A 12385-nucleotide genomic window follows, 5' to 3' on the forward strand; every position below is an offset into this window, starting at 1 on the left:
AGCATCAATGTCCTCGCCGAAACGATCAACGGTCTCTACAATGCCGAGGTCATTCATCGGCGCGGACCATGGAGGAACTTCGAAGCGGTGGAATTCGCCACTCTGGAATGGGTCGACTGGTTCAACCACCGACGACTTCTGGAGCCCATCGGAAACATACCGCCAGCCGAAGCTGAAGAACGCTACTACGCCATGCTGGACGAACCGGCCTGGGAAGCGGTGGAGCTGCGGGGTGTCTCAGTCGGCGCCTCAAGGCTTATCGTCTCGCAGAAATGGCTGCTAACCCACAGGCTGCCCGAGCCAGGTTCCAGATGTCAAAACCTCGGAGAGTGTCTGGACCACCATTTTGCGTCCTGCCTGAACGGCCTGCGAATGCGTTCGAGCCGCATTTTCGTAAAGCGCCCAGGTCAGGAACTGCCCCTCAAGCGGTGCCCAGCTGATCGCATCGCCAAGACCATGATTGTAGACTGCAGATGCCGGAACCACGGTGTAGCCGATACCTCGTCGTGCCAGATCTAGACTGAGCGTCAGTCCGTCGGTCTCGACGGCGATCCGCGGGGTCAGTCCCTCACTCTCGAGGCTTTGTTCGATCTGGTTGCGCAACAGGCTGGACCGGCCGGGAAGTATCAGCCGCATGGCGTGGAGCCGCGACAGCGACACCGGATGGTCTGACTGAAGCCCATCGTTCAGGGCGCCAACGAGGACGAGCGGTTCGCGTGCGAGCGCCCTCTGGCGGTAGCCGCCACCGGGCGAAGTGCTTGCCGGAATGATGCAGAGATCGAGCAAGCCGGCGGCCATATGGTCCAGCAGCAGATTGCTGACCCCCTCGTAGATGCGCAACGCGATGCCGGGATGCTGGATGGACATCTTGGCGACGAATGTCGAGGCAAAGACGTTTTCCCAGCCGTAGTTGATGCCGATCGCGAGCTGCCCGACAGCCTTCTCGCCGACTTGCTCCTTGAGGATCGTGAACTGCCGCAACAGCGGGCGTGCCCGTTCCGACAGCAACTCCCCCGGGCTCGTCAATGTCACGCCGCTTCGCGTGCGGTTGAACAACGCCGTTCCCATCTCGTGTTCCAGCAGGGCGATGTGGCGGGAAAGCGCCGGCTGAGACAAGCGGAGGTCGGCTGCCGCTCGGTTGATGCTGCCCAACTCGGCTACTCTCAGAAAATATTCCAGCAGGCGGAGATCCATGCCATCGATACTCCGAAAAATGGATAACACTTATAGTTGATGAGCATTATCTGAATAACTTCAGGCCCGCTATATCTTTCTCAGCAACCGAGCGAGCGCTCGGGTAGCATTATCAGCACTTGGAGATCATCATGAGACACTTCGCTGTTACGACCCTTTTGGCTGTGGTCGTGTTCACCCTGCCTGCGATCGGAAACGCGCAGGCGCAGCCGGCCGCTACGGTGGCAAGCACGCTGCCGAGCGACATCTCGGCGCATGTCCAGGACATGTATGTCCGCGTTATTCTGCCAACCACCGAGGCCGCGCCGCTTATCAAGCGCTACGAAGAGCATCTCAATGGTCACGTGGCCTACGACTTCAACTGGCCGGCCGAGAACCTGCGGGTGGTTGGGCTGGCATCGCCGTTCGGGAATCTTTCCGTCGAATTTACCGACAAGCCGGAAGCGCTGGACCAGTTCCGCAAGGACACCAGATTGATGTATGTCGTCGATGACGTTCCTTCCGTCCTGGCTGCTGCCGAACGTGATGGGCTTCCGGTCGTTCAGAAGCTGGCCCGCACGCCGGTCGCCATGCAGGGCCGTTTTGAGTTGGTCCCCGGCTTCGATGTCGAAATCATATCGATGCTGCCGGCCAAGTGACCGAACAGAATATCCGGATGAGTCTCCACCTTGGGTGCAGAGGCTATCTTCTAGAGGCCGGACGGCTGGTGGGCGAGGGTACCTCTCAGCAGTTGCTAGGCAAGGCCCACGGCGGATGACAGAGTCGTGGGCAAAACGTAGCCGTCATTACCTATGAAGGAACCACCCCATCCAACGCAAAAGATGCGGCAACGCGACGAAGAACATCGTCATGACGATCAGGGCCGTGAAAATGACCATGCGGGGTATGAACGGGAAGATTTCCAGATGAGGAAGCAGAAACCAGACATACAGGGAAGCGATGGGGAAGATGCCCATCCAGATGACGAAGGCCATACGCCAACGTGCCGGTTGCCGGGGAATAAGGCCTGCAGCTGAAAACCAAAGATCGGTGGTATTGAAGGTCCTGTATTCAGGCTCGTGGTCGGACACCTGCGCAATCCGCTCGTGCCATTCGCAGGCGACCTCTGAGTTGTGCCATGACTCCAGTTCGGCCTGAGAGGCAAAGCTTTGCACGAAATGAAATTCCTCCCCCTCGACCCGTGGCGGTATCAGGGTGGAGAAAAGGTAGCCCTTGGCTTGCGCGCATGCCTTCAGCATCCCGCGTGCGAGCGCTTCATATTCCTTTTCGAAGCCGGGATTTGCACGGCGGTGAACGATACGTGTCACCTGCGACATCTTCACGCTTCCTTTCCAGCCTTCAACGTCTTGATACTCCGGATGAATGCTCCCAGATGCGGGAAAAACTCTGCAAAAACGGGGTCGTCTTTATGTCTTATGGCGACTTCGGCAAGAAGCTTGAGACCGACACAAAATTCGAGAACCTCGGCATCGGGGACCACCGCATTGTCTCGCGCGCGCTGGATGATGGCGGCCAGGTCGTCATGGTTTTCAAACTCGAATTCGCAAACGTGCCTGTCGACCGGATTGCCCCGCTGGTCGAAAAGATGGGTGAGCGACAAGCGATAGGCGTGAGGCATGTTGTTGCCCTTTCTGATATCCATGCGGCCATATAGCTGATAATGTCACCTATTGTTTAATAGGTGACAAAGTCAACTAAAATGTTAGAGACCAACGCCGTCGATGTTTCCATTGTGGAGCTTTTAAGCGGAATTGCTCGCCAGTTTCGCGAGCGATTGCGGCAGGCGTCCGAAGGCTCGGGAATGAAAGCAACGCCATTTCAAAACGAGATCATCGCCTATCTCGGCCGAAACCCTGGGCTTGGCGTCATGGGCCTTGCCGATCTCTCGGGGCGGGACAAGGCTCAGGTAACGCGAATTATCGCAGATCTAGAAACACTGGATTTGGTGAGCCGTAAGCGTTCAGGGTCTGACCGGCGCGCCAGTAAGCTAAGCCTCACTGAGAAAGGAGAGACTATATTTCGTCAGGTGCTTATGAAACGCAATAATCTTGCAACCACCATGTTGGATACGCTCACCCCGGATGAACGGCTTACGCTCGAGAATCTTCTCATGAAAATGCGCTCAGGCTTGGCAGCTGGCGAACATAGCCGCTGATCGTAAAATTCGAACTCATTAGGACGGGGAGATCAGTCCGGCTGATCTTGCCCCGGGAAGTGGAGAGATTTTCTTGATATGAAAGGAAACTGTAATGCCGAAGAAAGTGCCATTTACGAAGGAATTGAAACGTGCATCCACGGCCACTCCTGCCTGAGATCCTTCTTCACTCCGATAATGGCACGCCTTCCGGAAAGGAGTTCCATGGAGCTAAACCTGTCGGCAGCATCCTTGGTGTAGCAGCAGGTCAGCCGCCCCATGTACTTGGTCGATGCCCCAGCTATACAACGCGTATGTGTCCTCCCATTCCCGCTTCTGGCCCGTAGGGGAAAGATTTCCGGGATAGACGTGCCTTGGCGCATCGGCTTCGCTGCCGGTCACATGTCGCCGATCGCCACTGTCCAGATCTTCTCGTGAACAGGGAATGTCCAAGTCGGGCGCTGTTCCTTGATGCCTTCGATCTAGGACATTTGCATTTTCAGTCCAAAAACAACCCAGCGATCGTTCGTTAGGGCACGGGTAAGGTTGATGAAAAGAACTGAGCCGAACGCCAGTTGGGTGCTACCGACGATCCGGCCCGCGATATGCGGGCCACCAGTCAGCAATTCAACGTGTCAATAAGCGTTAGACATAACGCCTGACCCCAAGCCTGTCCTCATGCAGGTGCTTTAGCCTTTCTGCTTAAACCGACTGTCCGGTCGAAAGTGGGGGCAGTTTACCCGGTCAGTCGTCACGAAGGAACGTTTCATCGTCCGCTGCACTGGACGCGGCCTCGCCGTGCAGGCTTGCATCCCACTGATTTCATAAAGGGCGGTGTTGTCGTTACCAGGATCTACCGTAGCTTCGGCACATTGTCGCAAGAGGTAAAGGTTGCGAAATCAGCCGCAAGGAAGACTGCGTCGCTACGTCCGGTGATCGCGTCGTCTTCTTCGCAGCCTGATCCGTTTCTTCTCGCTGCTGCCTTTAAACGTGATCGATTATTGGAAAAAGCAGCAGTTCAGGATCACCGTCCACGATAGACGAATGCCGGCGGCTCAGCGAGGCTGTCGGCTTCGAATTGCTCGGTGAGGAACTGGCGAAGCGGCGAGCGTATGCAGACAGGATCAGTCGCCGAGGCGTCGCCTGCCAGCGCCATCGCCTGACAGCGGCAGCCACCAAAATCGATCGCCTTGCGGTCGCAGCTGCGGCACAGTTCCGGCATCCAGCTATCGCCGCGATAGGCGTTGAACGCCTTGCCCTCGTACCAGATTTCATCGAGCGTCCTGTCGCGGACATTGTCGAAGGTCAGCGAGGGAATGGTCTCGGCCGCATGGCAGGGCAGGACCTTGCCGGACGGCGTGACGTTGAGGCCGGTGCGGGCCCAGCCGCCCATGCAGGCCTTGGGATAGGAGGCGTGGTGGTCGGCGCCGACATAGTCGATGACGATGATGCCTTCGAGGCGCTTGCGGGCGTCCTCGACAAAGGCGTTCGCCTTGAGGAACTGTTGCCTGGTCGGCATCAGCGCCTGACGGTTCCTGTCGGCCCAGCCGCGGAACTGAACCGTGGCGATCTCGATGCGCCGTGCGCCGAGCTTCACCGCCAGATCCAGCATGTCGCCCATCTGGTTCATGTTCTGCTTGTGACAGACGGCATTGACGGTAAGCGGAATGCCGGCCGCATGGGTCCATTCGGCCACCGCGATTTTTCGCTCGTAACCGCCCTTGTAGCCGCCGACACGGTCGGCAAGCTCTGGCGTCGCGCCCTGGATAGACAATTGAAGATGGTCAAGCCCGGCACCTGACAGTTCGGCGATACGTTTTTCTGTCAGTCCAATGCCGGAAGTGATGAGATTGGTATAGAGGCCAGCCTTGGCAGCCGTCGCCGTCAATTCGACGAGATCGCGGCGGGACGCCGGTTCTCCACCGGACAGATGCAGATGCAGCACGCCGAGGGCGGCCGCCTGTTTGAAGACCGAAATCCACTCCTCGGTGGACAGCTCGGTCTTGACGCCTTCCAATTCCAGAGGATTGGAGCAATAGGGACATGCCAGCGGGCACCGATGCGTCAGTTCGGCAAGCATGGCGATCGGGGCAGGGATACGGATGCGCTTGACCACGCCATCCACATCCTTCCATTCGCTTGTCGGCCGCACTGTCACATGCTCGGTCACGATTGCAACTCCAGCATCCGGCGCTTGGAAAATTCTCCGACGAAAGCGATATAGTAGGCGCGCTTGCCGCTGACCAAAAATTCGATGCCGATCGTCTGCTCGCCTTCCAGGCCCAGTTCAGGCTCACCCTCTTCCAGATAAAGCGCCACCTTGCCGGGCACGGCGAACATCCGCGCCTGAAGGCCGGGAATTGGCGAAAAATCCTCGTCTAGACGGACGGTGCGGCGCGCCACATGACTTCGTCACCGACCGACTTGATCTTTGGTGCAAGTCCCCACTCGCTTCGCTTGAAGGTCATTTCGGCGGAAAAGCCGATCTTCGGGCTGTCTTCGGCCGGTTGCCGCGCCATCGAGCCGTTGAAGGTGACGTTGAGCGTCGCAGGATGAGTTTCGCCACGCAATGTCAGATCGCCAGTGACAGTCCCGCGATGTGCATCGATCGCCGTAACCTCGCGCGACACAAAGCGGATTGGTTTACCGGCCAGAAACCGATCTTTGGCACCGATCTCCTTGTCGAAATCCTCGCGCTCGGGAAACGGGAAGTTCGTCTGAACGGAGAGGGGGTCGATGGTGGCGATGACGGAAGAGATGTCGGGACGTTCCGCACTCCATTTCAACTCGGCCGTCATACGTGTGAAACGTGCAGTATAGTTGGAAAGGCCAAGATGCTTTACCTTCCAGATCACGCTGGAATGTGCCGGGTCTGCAAAATAGATGCCGGAAGGCGCCGGATCACCGGTTCCATCGGCGGCCATGGCTGTGCACGAAAAAAGCGTAGCGCTTGCAGCAATCAACAGGGCAAGCCGTTTCAATGACATCTGAATTTCGCTTTCAATTCGATTCCGACCGCTAGTGCGGGTTCGCATCGCATCCGGGCGCCTCGCTGTGCAACGCACATTCGAGAGCGAGATTTGGCTTGTTGGTCACCGGCGGCATCAACTTCAGCGCGTTGCAACTGACACTGTCAAAAAATGCCGCCGGTAGATTTTGTACACGCCCGTCCTGATTGTTCAGAATGCGGACGTCGGGTTATCAGAACAGGACAGGCTCATCGCCATCCGGCTGTGCATAGCGGTTGATTTCCATTCCGCAGCTGACTTCAGTAAACTTCGGTGCAGACCATTTCATGTTGAAACTCCTTGTAAGACTTAGCGGCGCGGCCGATCTAGGGTTTTTCGCAGGTTCCGGTTGAGAGGATCCTGTTCTCACGCACATGTTTCGTGGCTTGCACTCAACATGTCTGGTTCACAGCAAGGATGAGAGCTGGCAGCAGCCATAGCTATCAGTTTGCCGCGGATTGCGCTTGGGGCGGTCGAAAATGACCGTCCCAAGTGCTTGGTCTCGTTGGGGCCTCAGGGAAGGGTGTAGGCCATGATGTAGTCACCGGCCTTGGTCCCGACGGAACCATGGCCACCGGCAACAATGACGACATACTGCTTATCGCCGGTCGTGTAGGTCATCGGCGTCGACTGACCGCCGGCCGGTAGCCGTGTTTCCCAAAGCTGCTCGCCGGTTGTCAGGTTATAGGCCCGGAAGTAGTCGTCTACAGCCGCGCCGAGGAACGCGACGCCTGAACGGGTGATCATCGGACCGCCAATGCCTGGAACGCCGAGCTTGATGTTCAGCGGCAACGGGGTCATGTCGCGAACGGTGCCGTTGCGCAACTTGTAGACCACGTTTTCTCCACGCAGATCCGCGCCGGCAACATATCCCCATGGCGGAGCGACGCAGGGAATGCCGAGAGCCGACAGGAACGGTCCCATGAATACGCCGTAGTCGGCGCCATCATTTCGGTTCAAACCCTGCTCGCTGGCCTTCTCGTCCTCACCCTTAGGCGGGATGGTGTTGGCAGGAACGAGACGCGACGTGAAAGGCAGGTAGGTCGGCATGCCGAACATGACCTGGCGTTCCGGATCTACGGCTACGGAACCCCAGTTGAAGGTGCCGAAGTTACCAGGATAGACGATCGTGCCCTTGAGAGACGGGGGGGTATATTGGCCTTCATAATCCAATGATCGGAACTGGATGCGGCATGCGAGCTGGTCGAGCATTGTTGCTCCCCACATGTCGGATTCCTGCAGCGTCTTCGGTCGGAAGGTCAGCTTGGTGATCGGCTGTGTCGGAGACGTCCACTCGCCGGGGATGGCGCCACCAGGGGCCGGCAATTCTTCGCGTGGGGACAGGGGCTCGCCGGTGCGGCGGTCCAGAACCCAGATATCGCCTTGCTTGGTCGGACCGACCAGCGCTGGAACAACCTTGCCTTCACGGGTGAGATCGATCAGCACCGGCTGAGCCGGAACGTCCATGTCCCAGAGGTCGTGATGAAGCGTTTGGCGGACCCAGCGCTTCTGGCCAGTCTTGATGTCGAGCGCGACGATGGAGGAGGAATGTTCTTCTACAGCCGGTGAGCGATCCGAACCCAACTGGTCGGGAACGCGGTTGCCCATCGGGACGAAGACGAGGCCGAGCGTCTCGTCATAGCTGAAGACAGACCAGCTGTTGGGAGAGTTGGTGGTATAGTGTTCTCCAGCAGCCAGATCGATTGGCTTGCTGACGTCGGGATTGCCGCTGTCCCAGTTCCAGACTAGTGCGCCGGAATCGACATCAAAGGCGCGGATGACACCGGACGGTTCCTTGGTGGAGAAGTTGTCGTTGACCGCGCCGCCAATAATCAGCTTGCCGTCAGCGGCAACCGGTGGCGATGTCGAATAGTAGTAACCCGAGGGGTTGTACTGCATGCCATTGGTGAGATGGAGAACACCGTTTTCCGCAAAGAAAGAGCATACTTTGCCGGTGTCGGCATTCAGCGCGATCAAACGGGCGTCTGCTGTCGGAAGATAGACGCGACGGGGGCATTCTGCGAGCGCCCGTTCGTGCAGCGCAACCTGTTCAGGTGTCGAGCCGGCCGGTGCTGCAAGGGGCGTTTCCCACCACGTTACGCCGCGGCATGTCTGATGCTGTCGATCCGGATCCATGCCGGAATTGGCGTCATAACGCCAGTTTTCCGTGCCCTTGGCGGCATCGAGGGAGATGGCAAGATTGTGCGGTGTGCAGACATAAAGGCTGTTGCCGATCTTGATTGGCGTGACCTGATAGGTCGTTTCGCCAACGTCGTCCGGACGTCTTACATCGCCGGTCTGGAATTGCCAGGCCAATTTGAGGTCCTTGACGTTGCCGGGCGTCACTTGCGTCAACGGCGACCAGCGCTGACCAAAGCCAGTGCGGCCATACTGATGCCATTCGCCATCGCCGGCCTCGTTGCCGGTGTTGACCGCAGAGCGCATCGGCGTTGCGACCTCTTGCGTCAGCTCGCCGTGGATCGCTGAGGGATCCTTGAACATGGAATAACCCGCAACGGCTGCGGAGGCGATGACCACACTCGCAAGCGGCAAGGGGAAAGTTACCGCAAGGTTGCGTGACGAGAGCTTTTTCCAGGTTACTGGCAACAGGAGAAGGATGCCAATCACGACTGGGATGCCGCCGCGCGGTCCAAGCTGCCACCAGTCGAAGCCAGTTTCCCAGATGGCCCAAGCCAGCGTAGCGCCAAGGAGAATGGCAAACACGGTCAATGCTTCCGCGCGCCGGCGCAGCAGAAGGAACCCGGTCAGCAGGAATCCGATCCCGACGATTGCGTAATATGCAGAGCCGCCGAGCACGAGAAGCCACACGCCACCAGTTGCAAGGGCAACGCCCAGCAGCAGGAGGACAGCAGCAAGAATAGTAACAACCATAACGGCGTTACTCCTTTCATGGACAATAGGGAATTAGACGCCGGGAGGGGTTAACCCTGACATCTGTTGACTAAGATCAATGGAAGCACGCTGGACCGTGCGGTATTGATGGCTGATTCCCCAACTGGCGTTCGATACGGTTATCCTCGAGTGAACCCATCACAAGGAGGTTCACAAGCTTGGCTCAGTCCAAGAGATCACATGTTATTGTGATTGTTAGACAGATATCCGGGATAGGTCGCGTTTCGCGCTAGCACTCCAAAGCACATCAATGGTAATGGGTGTTACCATCGTGCGACAATGTGTCAAGCTGGAATCTGAGCTCGACACTCAGGATTTAGCGGCTGTTGTGAAGTTGCGCTGAATTTGCAAACAATTCCAAGTGCAAGGATTGCGTTCATGTAGGGAGGTTTAGATTGGCCGGAGAGATGGATAGTGGAAAAAAATGTCTGCGCACAAGGAAACCGAGGCGGCTTGTCCCTATTGCCAAGCAGGAATCAGCCATTGTCGCTGTTGCTGCCGAACTGTTTCTTGAGCGTGGATTCAGAGGAGTGTCGATAGATGCGATAACCTCCATTGTCGGTGGCTCGAAAAGAGACATTTACGCCTTGTTCCGAGATAAGGAGAACTTGTTCGATCGCTGTGTTTCTATGCTTGTGGCAGAGAGGGCTGCACCGCTCGATCACGTGTTACCTACAGAAGATATCGAAGCTTGTCTTATTTCCGTGGGACAGTTGATCATCGATATTTTTCTTCAGCCGAGAACTCTAGCCTTACATAGGCTGATGGTCGCTAACGGCGATCGCACATTGTCTGCATCGAAGTCATTTCTGCAGGGTGGTCCGCAGCGAGCGTACAACGCCGTATCCGAGCTGCTGCGATACTACTCGCTGTCCGGCAGATACGAAATCCTCGATCCGGACGCGTGTGCCATAATCATAGTCAGCGGTCTCACTGCGGAGTTACAGATACGCGCCCTCATGGGCGAGAGTATTGAGCAATTGGAACGCGAGATCAAGGCGAGCCTCGTAATCCGCCAGTTTCTGAATGGCGTTTGCGCAAGCATAACTTGAATAGTCATCCCTTCACAGCAGAAGTTTGTACACCGCGATCTGAACCCTTCAAACTGAATCATTTTTGGCTAAGGTTTTTCGGTGCATTTTCTTGTCTCGGACGCTATGATAAAGGTGTTTATGTTGCTGAGATCTGCGGAAGGCCGGGATTAGCTATACTGGCTGGATCGCCGTTTCGCGTCACTTAGGCGGTCATCAATCTTACCTTCCAGGAGCTCGATGAGGGCAACCGTTTCTCCCGCTGCAGCCGTGAACTGCAACAATGGCATCCTAGCGATCTCTTGTGCTCGAGATCTACGATTGACGGTCTTCAAGATTCTTTCATCGACATTTATCATGCCGAGGTGCTCTTCCAATTCTGAAACTCGGTTGAGCGCAGAAAAGACAAGCACTTCACGAGCTTCGGTATCCTCTTTCACCAAGACGAGCGATGAGAACGGCGAAGTTTCAGACATCGAGCAGGCCACCTAGTTCAGTATGGAATGATTGAGAGAATGAAGTCGCGCAGGCCTCCGTGACCTGCAGCCGACGCGGCATCGGCAAGCGCAAACCATTCGCGCGACCGCAACCCCTTTTCAGGGTATGTCTCGACAATCGACGTTACGTCGAGCCGATGAATGATCACCCTGTATTGATTTGGACTGTTGTCCTTCGAGTAGAGGAAAGATCCGACGATCTTTTCCGAGATCTCGCCGCGTACGCCGGCTTCTTCAAAGGCTTCACGCATAGCTGCCTCGTGCGACGTTTCACCAGGCTCGATATGGCCCTTTGGCAGGCCCCATCTGCCATTGCGTCGACTTCCGACAAGCATGACAATTTGATCGCCTTCCGGCGATGAACGCAGGCAGAGTGCGCCTGCTTGCTCAGTGACGACGTGATTAGAGTCTTCGCAGCTTCTTCCCTTGGAAGCTTGTCTCATGGTTTGATCCACCTCACAGGATTTTCGCAGTGTGTCATTTTGCCGACAGGAAGGATTGCATCAATTGCCGCAAAGTTAGGCTGCCCGGTCGTTGTCTCAGACAGAAACTTAATCGCAGACACCGTAGAAGGTCAGGATGTCGGCTAGGTTTGCCAAGGAGGTAAACCAGTGGGGCAGCCCGGCTGGGAATGTCTATCGTCATCGCCTCTAATGGGACCACCGCGACCAACTCGCACTTCGATTTGCTTGTCTATTTCGCGGTACATCAGTCAGCGTGATTAGCGGATTTGATCGATAAAATAGAAGCAGCTCAGCGAAGGTGCAGGTTGACCCGAAAGCATAGATTCCAATGAACGGTTCGCGAAAGGAAAAGAATGTGACATCCGCCACATCCTAAGGAGAAGGCCTGTCGAGAAAGAAAACCATTTGGTCGCGCGTAAGCACTTTAAACTGAGCCACGATGGCGGGCCCCTCTCCTTGGGGAACGTTGAAGGCGAGGCGCAAGACGGCGCCCAACATATATAGGGTCAGGAAAATCAGTCGGCGATATTGCTCTTGCAGTTCCTCCGGCACGAATCGCAAGGTCGCGACGTAGAAAATCTCTGCGCGCGCTGCAATGTGTTCGATCTCTTGTTTTCCTAAAAATTTGCTGGCTCTGACTGCACTCAGTACGTCTACCACGGCAGGCTCATCACAGACTTTTTGGTACAAATTTTCGATCGTGTTTCCAAACGCTTCTATTGCTTCCTTTGGCGTCTCGATCTTCGTCACTGCCTTTTTGATCAAGCGCTCGACCTGGATTGAATAAGTTCCGAAAACCGCTCCCAATACAGCTTCCTTGTCAGAAAAGTACTGGTAAACTGATGCAATTGGGCCACCTGTGCGGGCGCCGATCTCCTTCATTGTGACAGCATCAATACCCTTCTCGTTGATGAGTTCTCTCGTTACCTGAAGTATCTCGCTGATCCGTTTGTGACTGCGTTCCTGACGTGGAAACCTACGAAGTTTACCGCGCAATCTGGCATTTAGCTTATTCTTGTCGTCCACCATCGGTCCTTTGGATTGCATATTTGTAGATCGATAGGCTGGGCACCTTTCGCTCCGGAATTGGTTGTCGTTTTCGACACTTCCAGCAGAGACGATCAACCTGCGACAACTTTTACGT

14 protein-coding genes and 1 pseudogene are annotated in these 12385 nt (G+C 56.2%); 4 read left to right on the plus strand and 11 right to left on the minus strand.

Annotated elements, in window-relative coordinates:
• Positions 1–6: 6 nt before the first annotated feature.
• Positions 7–219: pseudogene (locus ACRQ1B_RS27250) on the plus strand (IS3 family transposase); the annotation flags it as partial.
• 60 nt (positions 220–279) lie between these two features.
• Here ACRQ1B_RS27250 and ACRQ1B_RS27255 read toward each other — a convergent pair.
• Entirely contained in the window at positions 280–1194 is a 915-nt protein-coding gene (locus ACRQ1B_RS27255; protein ID WP_432297322.1) for a LysR family transcriptional regulator, read from the minus strand.
• Between the two features lie 131 nt (positions 1195–1325).
• Here ACRQ1B_RS27255 and ACRQ1B_RS27260 point away from each other — a divergent pair, with 131 nt between their 5' ends.
• A complete protein-coding gene (locus tag ACRQ1B_RS27260) occupies positions 1326–1832 on the plus strand; it encodes a hypothetical protein (protein WP_432297324.1) in 507 nt (168 codons plus the stop codon).
• A gap of 147 nt (positions 1833–1979) precedes the next feature.
• Here ACRQ1B_RS27260 and ACRQ1B_RS27265 read toward each other — a convergent pair whose 3' ends face one another.
• Together ACRQ1B_RS27265 and ACRQ1B_RS27270 are read right to left on the minus strand one after the other, a co-directional pair.
• Positions 1980–2510 carry an antibiotic biosynthesis monooxygenase gene (locus tag ACRQ1B_RS27265; RefSeq protein ID WP_432297325.1) on the minus strand — a complete coding sequence of 177 codons (531 nt, stop codon included), beginning with the start codon at positions 2508–2510 and terminating at the stop codon, positions 1980–1982.
• A gap of 2 nt (positions 2511–2512) precedes the next feature.
• On the minus strand, positions 2513–2836 hold the full coding sequence (locus ACRQ1B_RS27270) for a DUF3861 domain-containing protein (RefSeq protein ID WP_432297327.1): 324 nt from the start codon (positions 2834–2836) through the stop codon (positions 2513–2515).
• A gap of 57 nt (positions 2837–2893) precedes the next feature.
• Between ACRQ1B_RS27270 and ACRQ1B_RS27275 the strand changes: the two genes are divergently transcribed.
• Entirely contained in the window at positions 2894–3349 is a 456-nt protein-coding gene (locus ACRQ1B_RS27275; protein ID WP_432297328.1) for a MarR family winged helix-turn-helix transcriptional regulator, read from the plus strand.
• A 1003-nt stretch (positions 3350–4352) separates the two neighbouring features.
• Here ACRQ1B_RS27275 and pqqE read toward each other — a convergent pair.
• The 5 genes from pqqE to ACRQ1B_RS27300 form a co-directional block, all read right to left on the minus strand.
• Positions 4353–5453: a pyrroloquinoline quinone biosynthesis protein PqqE gene (gene pqqE, locus ACRQ1B_RS27280; RefSeq protein ID WP_432297475.1), complete on the minus strand. Its 1101-nt coding sequence runs from the start codon at positions 5451–5453 to the stop codon at positions 4353–4355.
• A gap of 41 nt (positions 5454–5494) precedes the next feature.
• Positions 5495–5731: an MBL fold metallo-hydrolase gene (locus ACRQ1B_RS27285; RefSeq protein ID WP_432297330.1), complete on the minus strand. Its 237-nt coding sequence runs from the start codon at positions 5729–5731 to the stop codon at positions 5495–5497.
• A complete protein-coding gene (locus tag ACRQ1B_RS27290) occupies positions 5707–6252 on the minus strand; it encodes a YceI family protein (RefSeq protein WP_432297332.1) in 546 nt (181 codons plus the stop codon). Before ACRQ1B_RS27290 ends, ACRQ1B_RS27285 begins: the two co-directional genes overlap by 25 nt.
• Positions 6253–6529: 277 nt before the next feature.
• On the minus strand, positions 6530–6625 hold the full coding sequence (gene pqqA / locus ACRQ1B_RS27295; protein ID WP_132279243.1) for a pyrroloquinoline quinone precursor peptide PqqA: 96 nt from the start codon (positions 6623–6625) through the stop codon (positions 6530–6532).
• Positions 6626–6849: 224 nt separating this feature from the next.
• Complete coding sequence (locus tag ACRQ1B_RS27300) at positions 6850–9228, minus strand: glucose/quinate/shikimate family membrane-bound PQQ-dependent dehydrogenase (protein WP_432297334.1); 2379 nt, start codon at positions 9226–9228, stop codon at positions 6850–6852.
• 416 nt (positions 9229–9644) lie between these two features.
• On the opposite strand from ACRQ1B_RS27300, the gene ACRQ1B_RS27305 reads away from it, so the two are divergent.
• Complete coding sequence (locus ACRQ1B_RS27305) at positions 9645–10301, plus strand: TetR/AcrR family transcriptional regulator (RefSeq protein ID WP_432297335.1); 657 nt, start codon at positions 9645–9647, stop codon at positions 10299–10301.
• Positions 10302–10450: 149 nt separating this feature from the next.
• On the opposite strand, the gene ACRQ1B_RS27310 is transcribed toward ACRQ1B_RS27305, so the two are convergent.
• The 3 genes from ACRQ1B_RS27310 to ACRQ1B_RS27320 all read right to left on the minus strand — a co-directional run bounded on the left by ACRQ1B_RS27310 (position 10451) and on the right by ACRQ1B_RS27320 (position 12270).
• Complete coding sequence (locus tag ACRQ1B_RS27310) at positions 10451–10756, minus strand: hypothetical protein (protein ID WP_432297336.1); 306 nt, start codon at positions 10754–10756, stop codon at positions 10451–10453.
• A gap of 17 nt (positions 10757–10773) precedes the next feature.
• Positions 10774–11220, minus strand: a complete 447-nt coding sequence (locus tag ACRQ1B_RS27315; protein ID WP_432297337.1) for an NUDIX hydrolase — start codon at positions 11218–11220, stop codon at positions 10774–10776.
• 393 nt (positions 11221–11613) lie between these two features.
• Entirely contained in the window at positions 11614–12270 is a 657-nt protein-coding gene (locus ACRQ1B_RS27320; RefSeq protein ID WP_432297338.1) for a TetR/AcrR family transcriptional regulator, read from the minus strand.
• Between the last annotated feature and the right edge of the window lie 115 nt (positions 12271–12385).

The sequence above is a fragment of the Endobacterium panacihumi genome (genome assembly GCF_050847465.1).
Classification (GTDB): Bacteria; Pseudomonadota; Alphaproteobacteria; order Rhizobiales; family Rhizobiaceae; genus Neorhizobium; species Neorhizobium panacihumi.

What these genes read in the sequence shown, in the direction of transcription:
- ACRQ1B_RS27255 (WP_432297322.1), bottom strand. Translation starts at nt 1,194, where the DNA reads ATGGATCTCCGCCTGCTGGAATATTTTCTGAGAGTAGCCGAGTTGGGC.
- ACRQ1B_RS27260 (WP_432297324.1), top strand. Translation starts at nt 1,326, where the DNA reads ATGAGACACTTCGCTGTTACGACCCTTTTGGCTGTGGTCGTGTTCACC.
- ACRQ1B_RS27265 (WP_432297325.1), bottom strand. Translation starts at nt 2,510, where the DNA reads ATGTCGCAGGTGACACGTATCGTTCACCGCCGTGCAAATCCCGGCTTC.
- ACRQ1B_RS27270 (WP_432297327.1), bottom strand. Translation starts at nt 2,836, where the DNA reads ATGGATATCAGAAAGGGCAACAACATGCCTCACGCCTATCGCTTGTCG.
- ACRQ1B_RS27275 (WP_432297328.1), top strand. Translation starts at nt 2,894, where the DNA reads ATGTTAGAGACCAACGCCGTCGATGTTTCCATTGTGGAGCTTTTAAGC.
- ACRQ1B_RS27290 (WP_432297332.1), bottom strand. Translation starts at nt 6,252, where the DNA reads ATGGCCGCCGATGGAACCGGTGATCCGGCGCCTTCCGGCATCTATTTT.
- pqqA (WP_132279243.1), bottom strand. Translation starts at nt 6,625, where the DNA reads ATGAAATGGTCTGCACCGAAGTTTACTGAAGTCAGCTGCGGAATGGAA.
- ACRQ1B_RS27300 (WP_432297334.1), bottom strand. Translation starts at nt 9,228, where the DNA reads ATGGTTGTTACTATTCTTGCTGCTGTCCTCCTGCTGCTGGGCGTTGCC.
- ACRQ1B_RS27310 (WP_432297336.1), bottom strand. Translation starts at nt 10,756, where the DNA reads ATGTCTGAAACTTCGCCGTTCTCATCGCTCGTCTTGGTGAAAGAGGAT.
- ACRQ1B_RS27315 (WP_432297337.1), bottom strand. Translation starts at nt 11,220, where the DNA reads ATGAGACAAGCTTCCAAGGGAAGAAGCTGCGAAGACTCTAATCACGTC.
- ACRQ1B_RS27320 (WP_432297338.1), bottom strand. Translation starts at nt 12,270, where the DNA reads ATGGTGGACGACAAGAATAAGCTAAATGCCAGATTGCGCGGTAAACTT.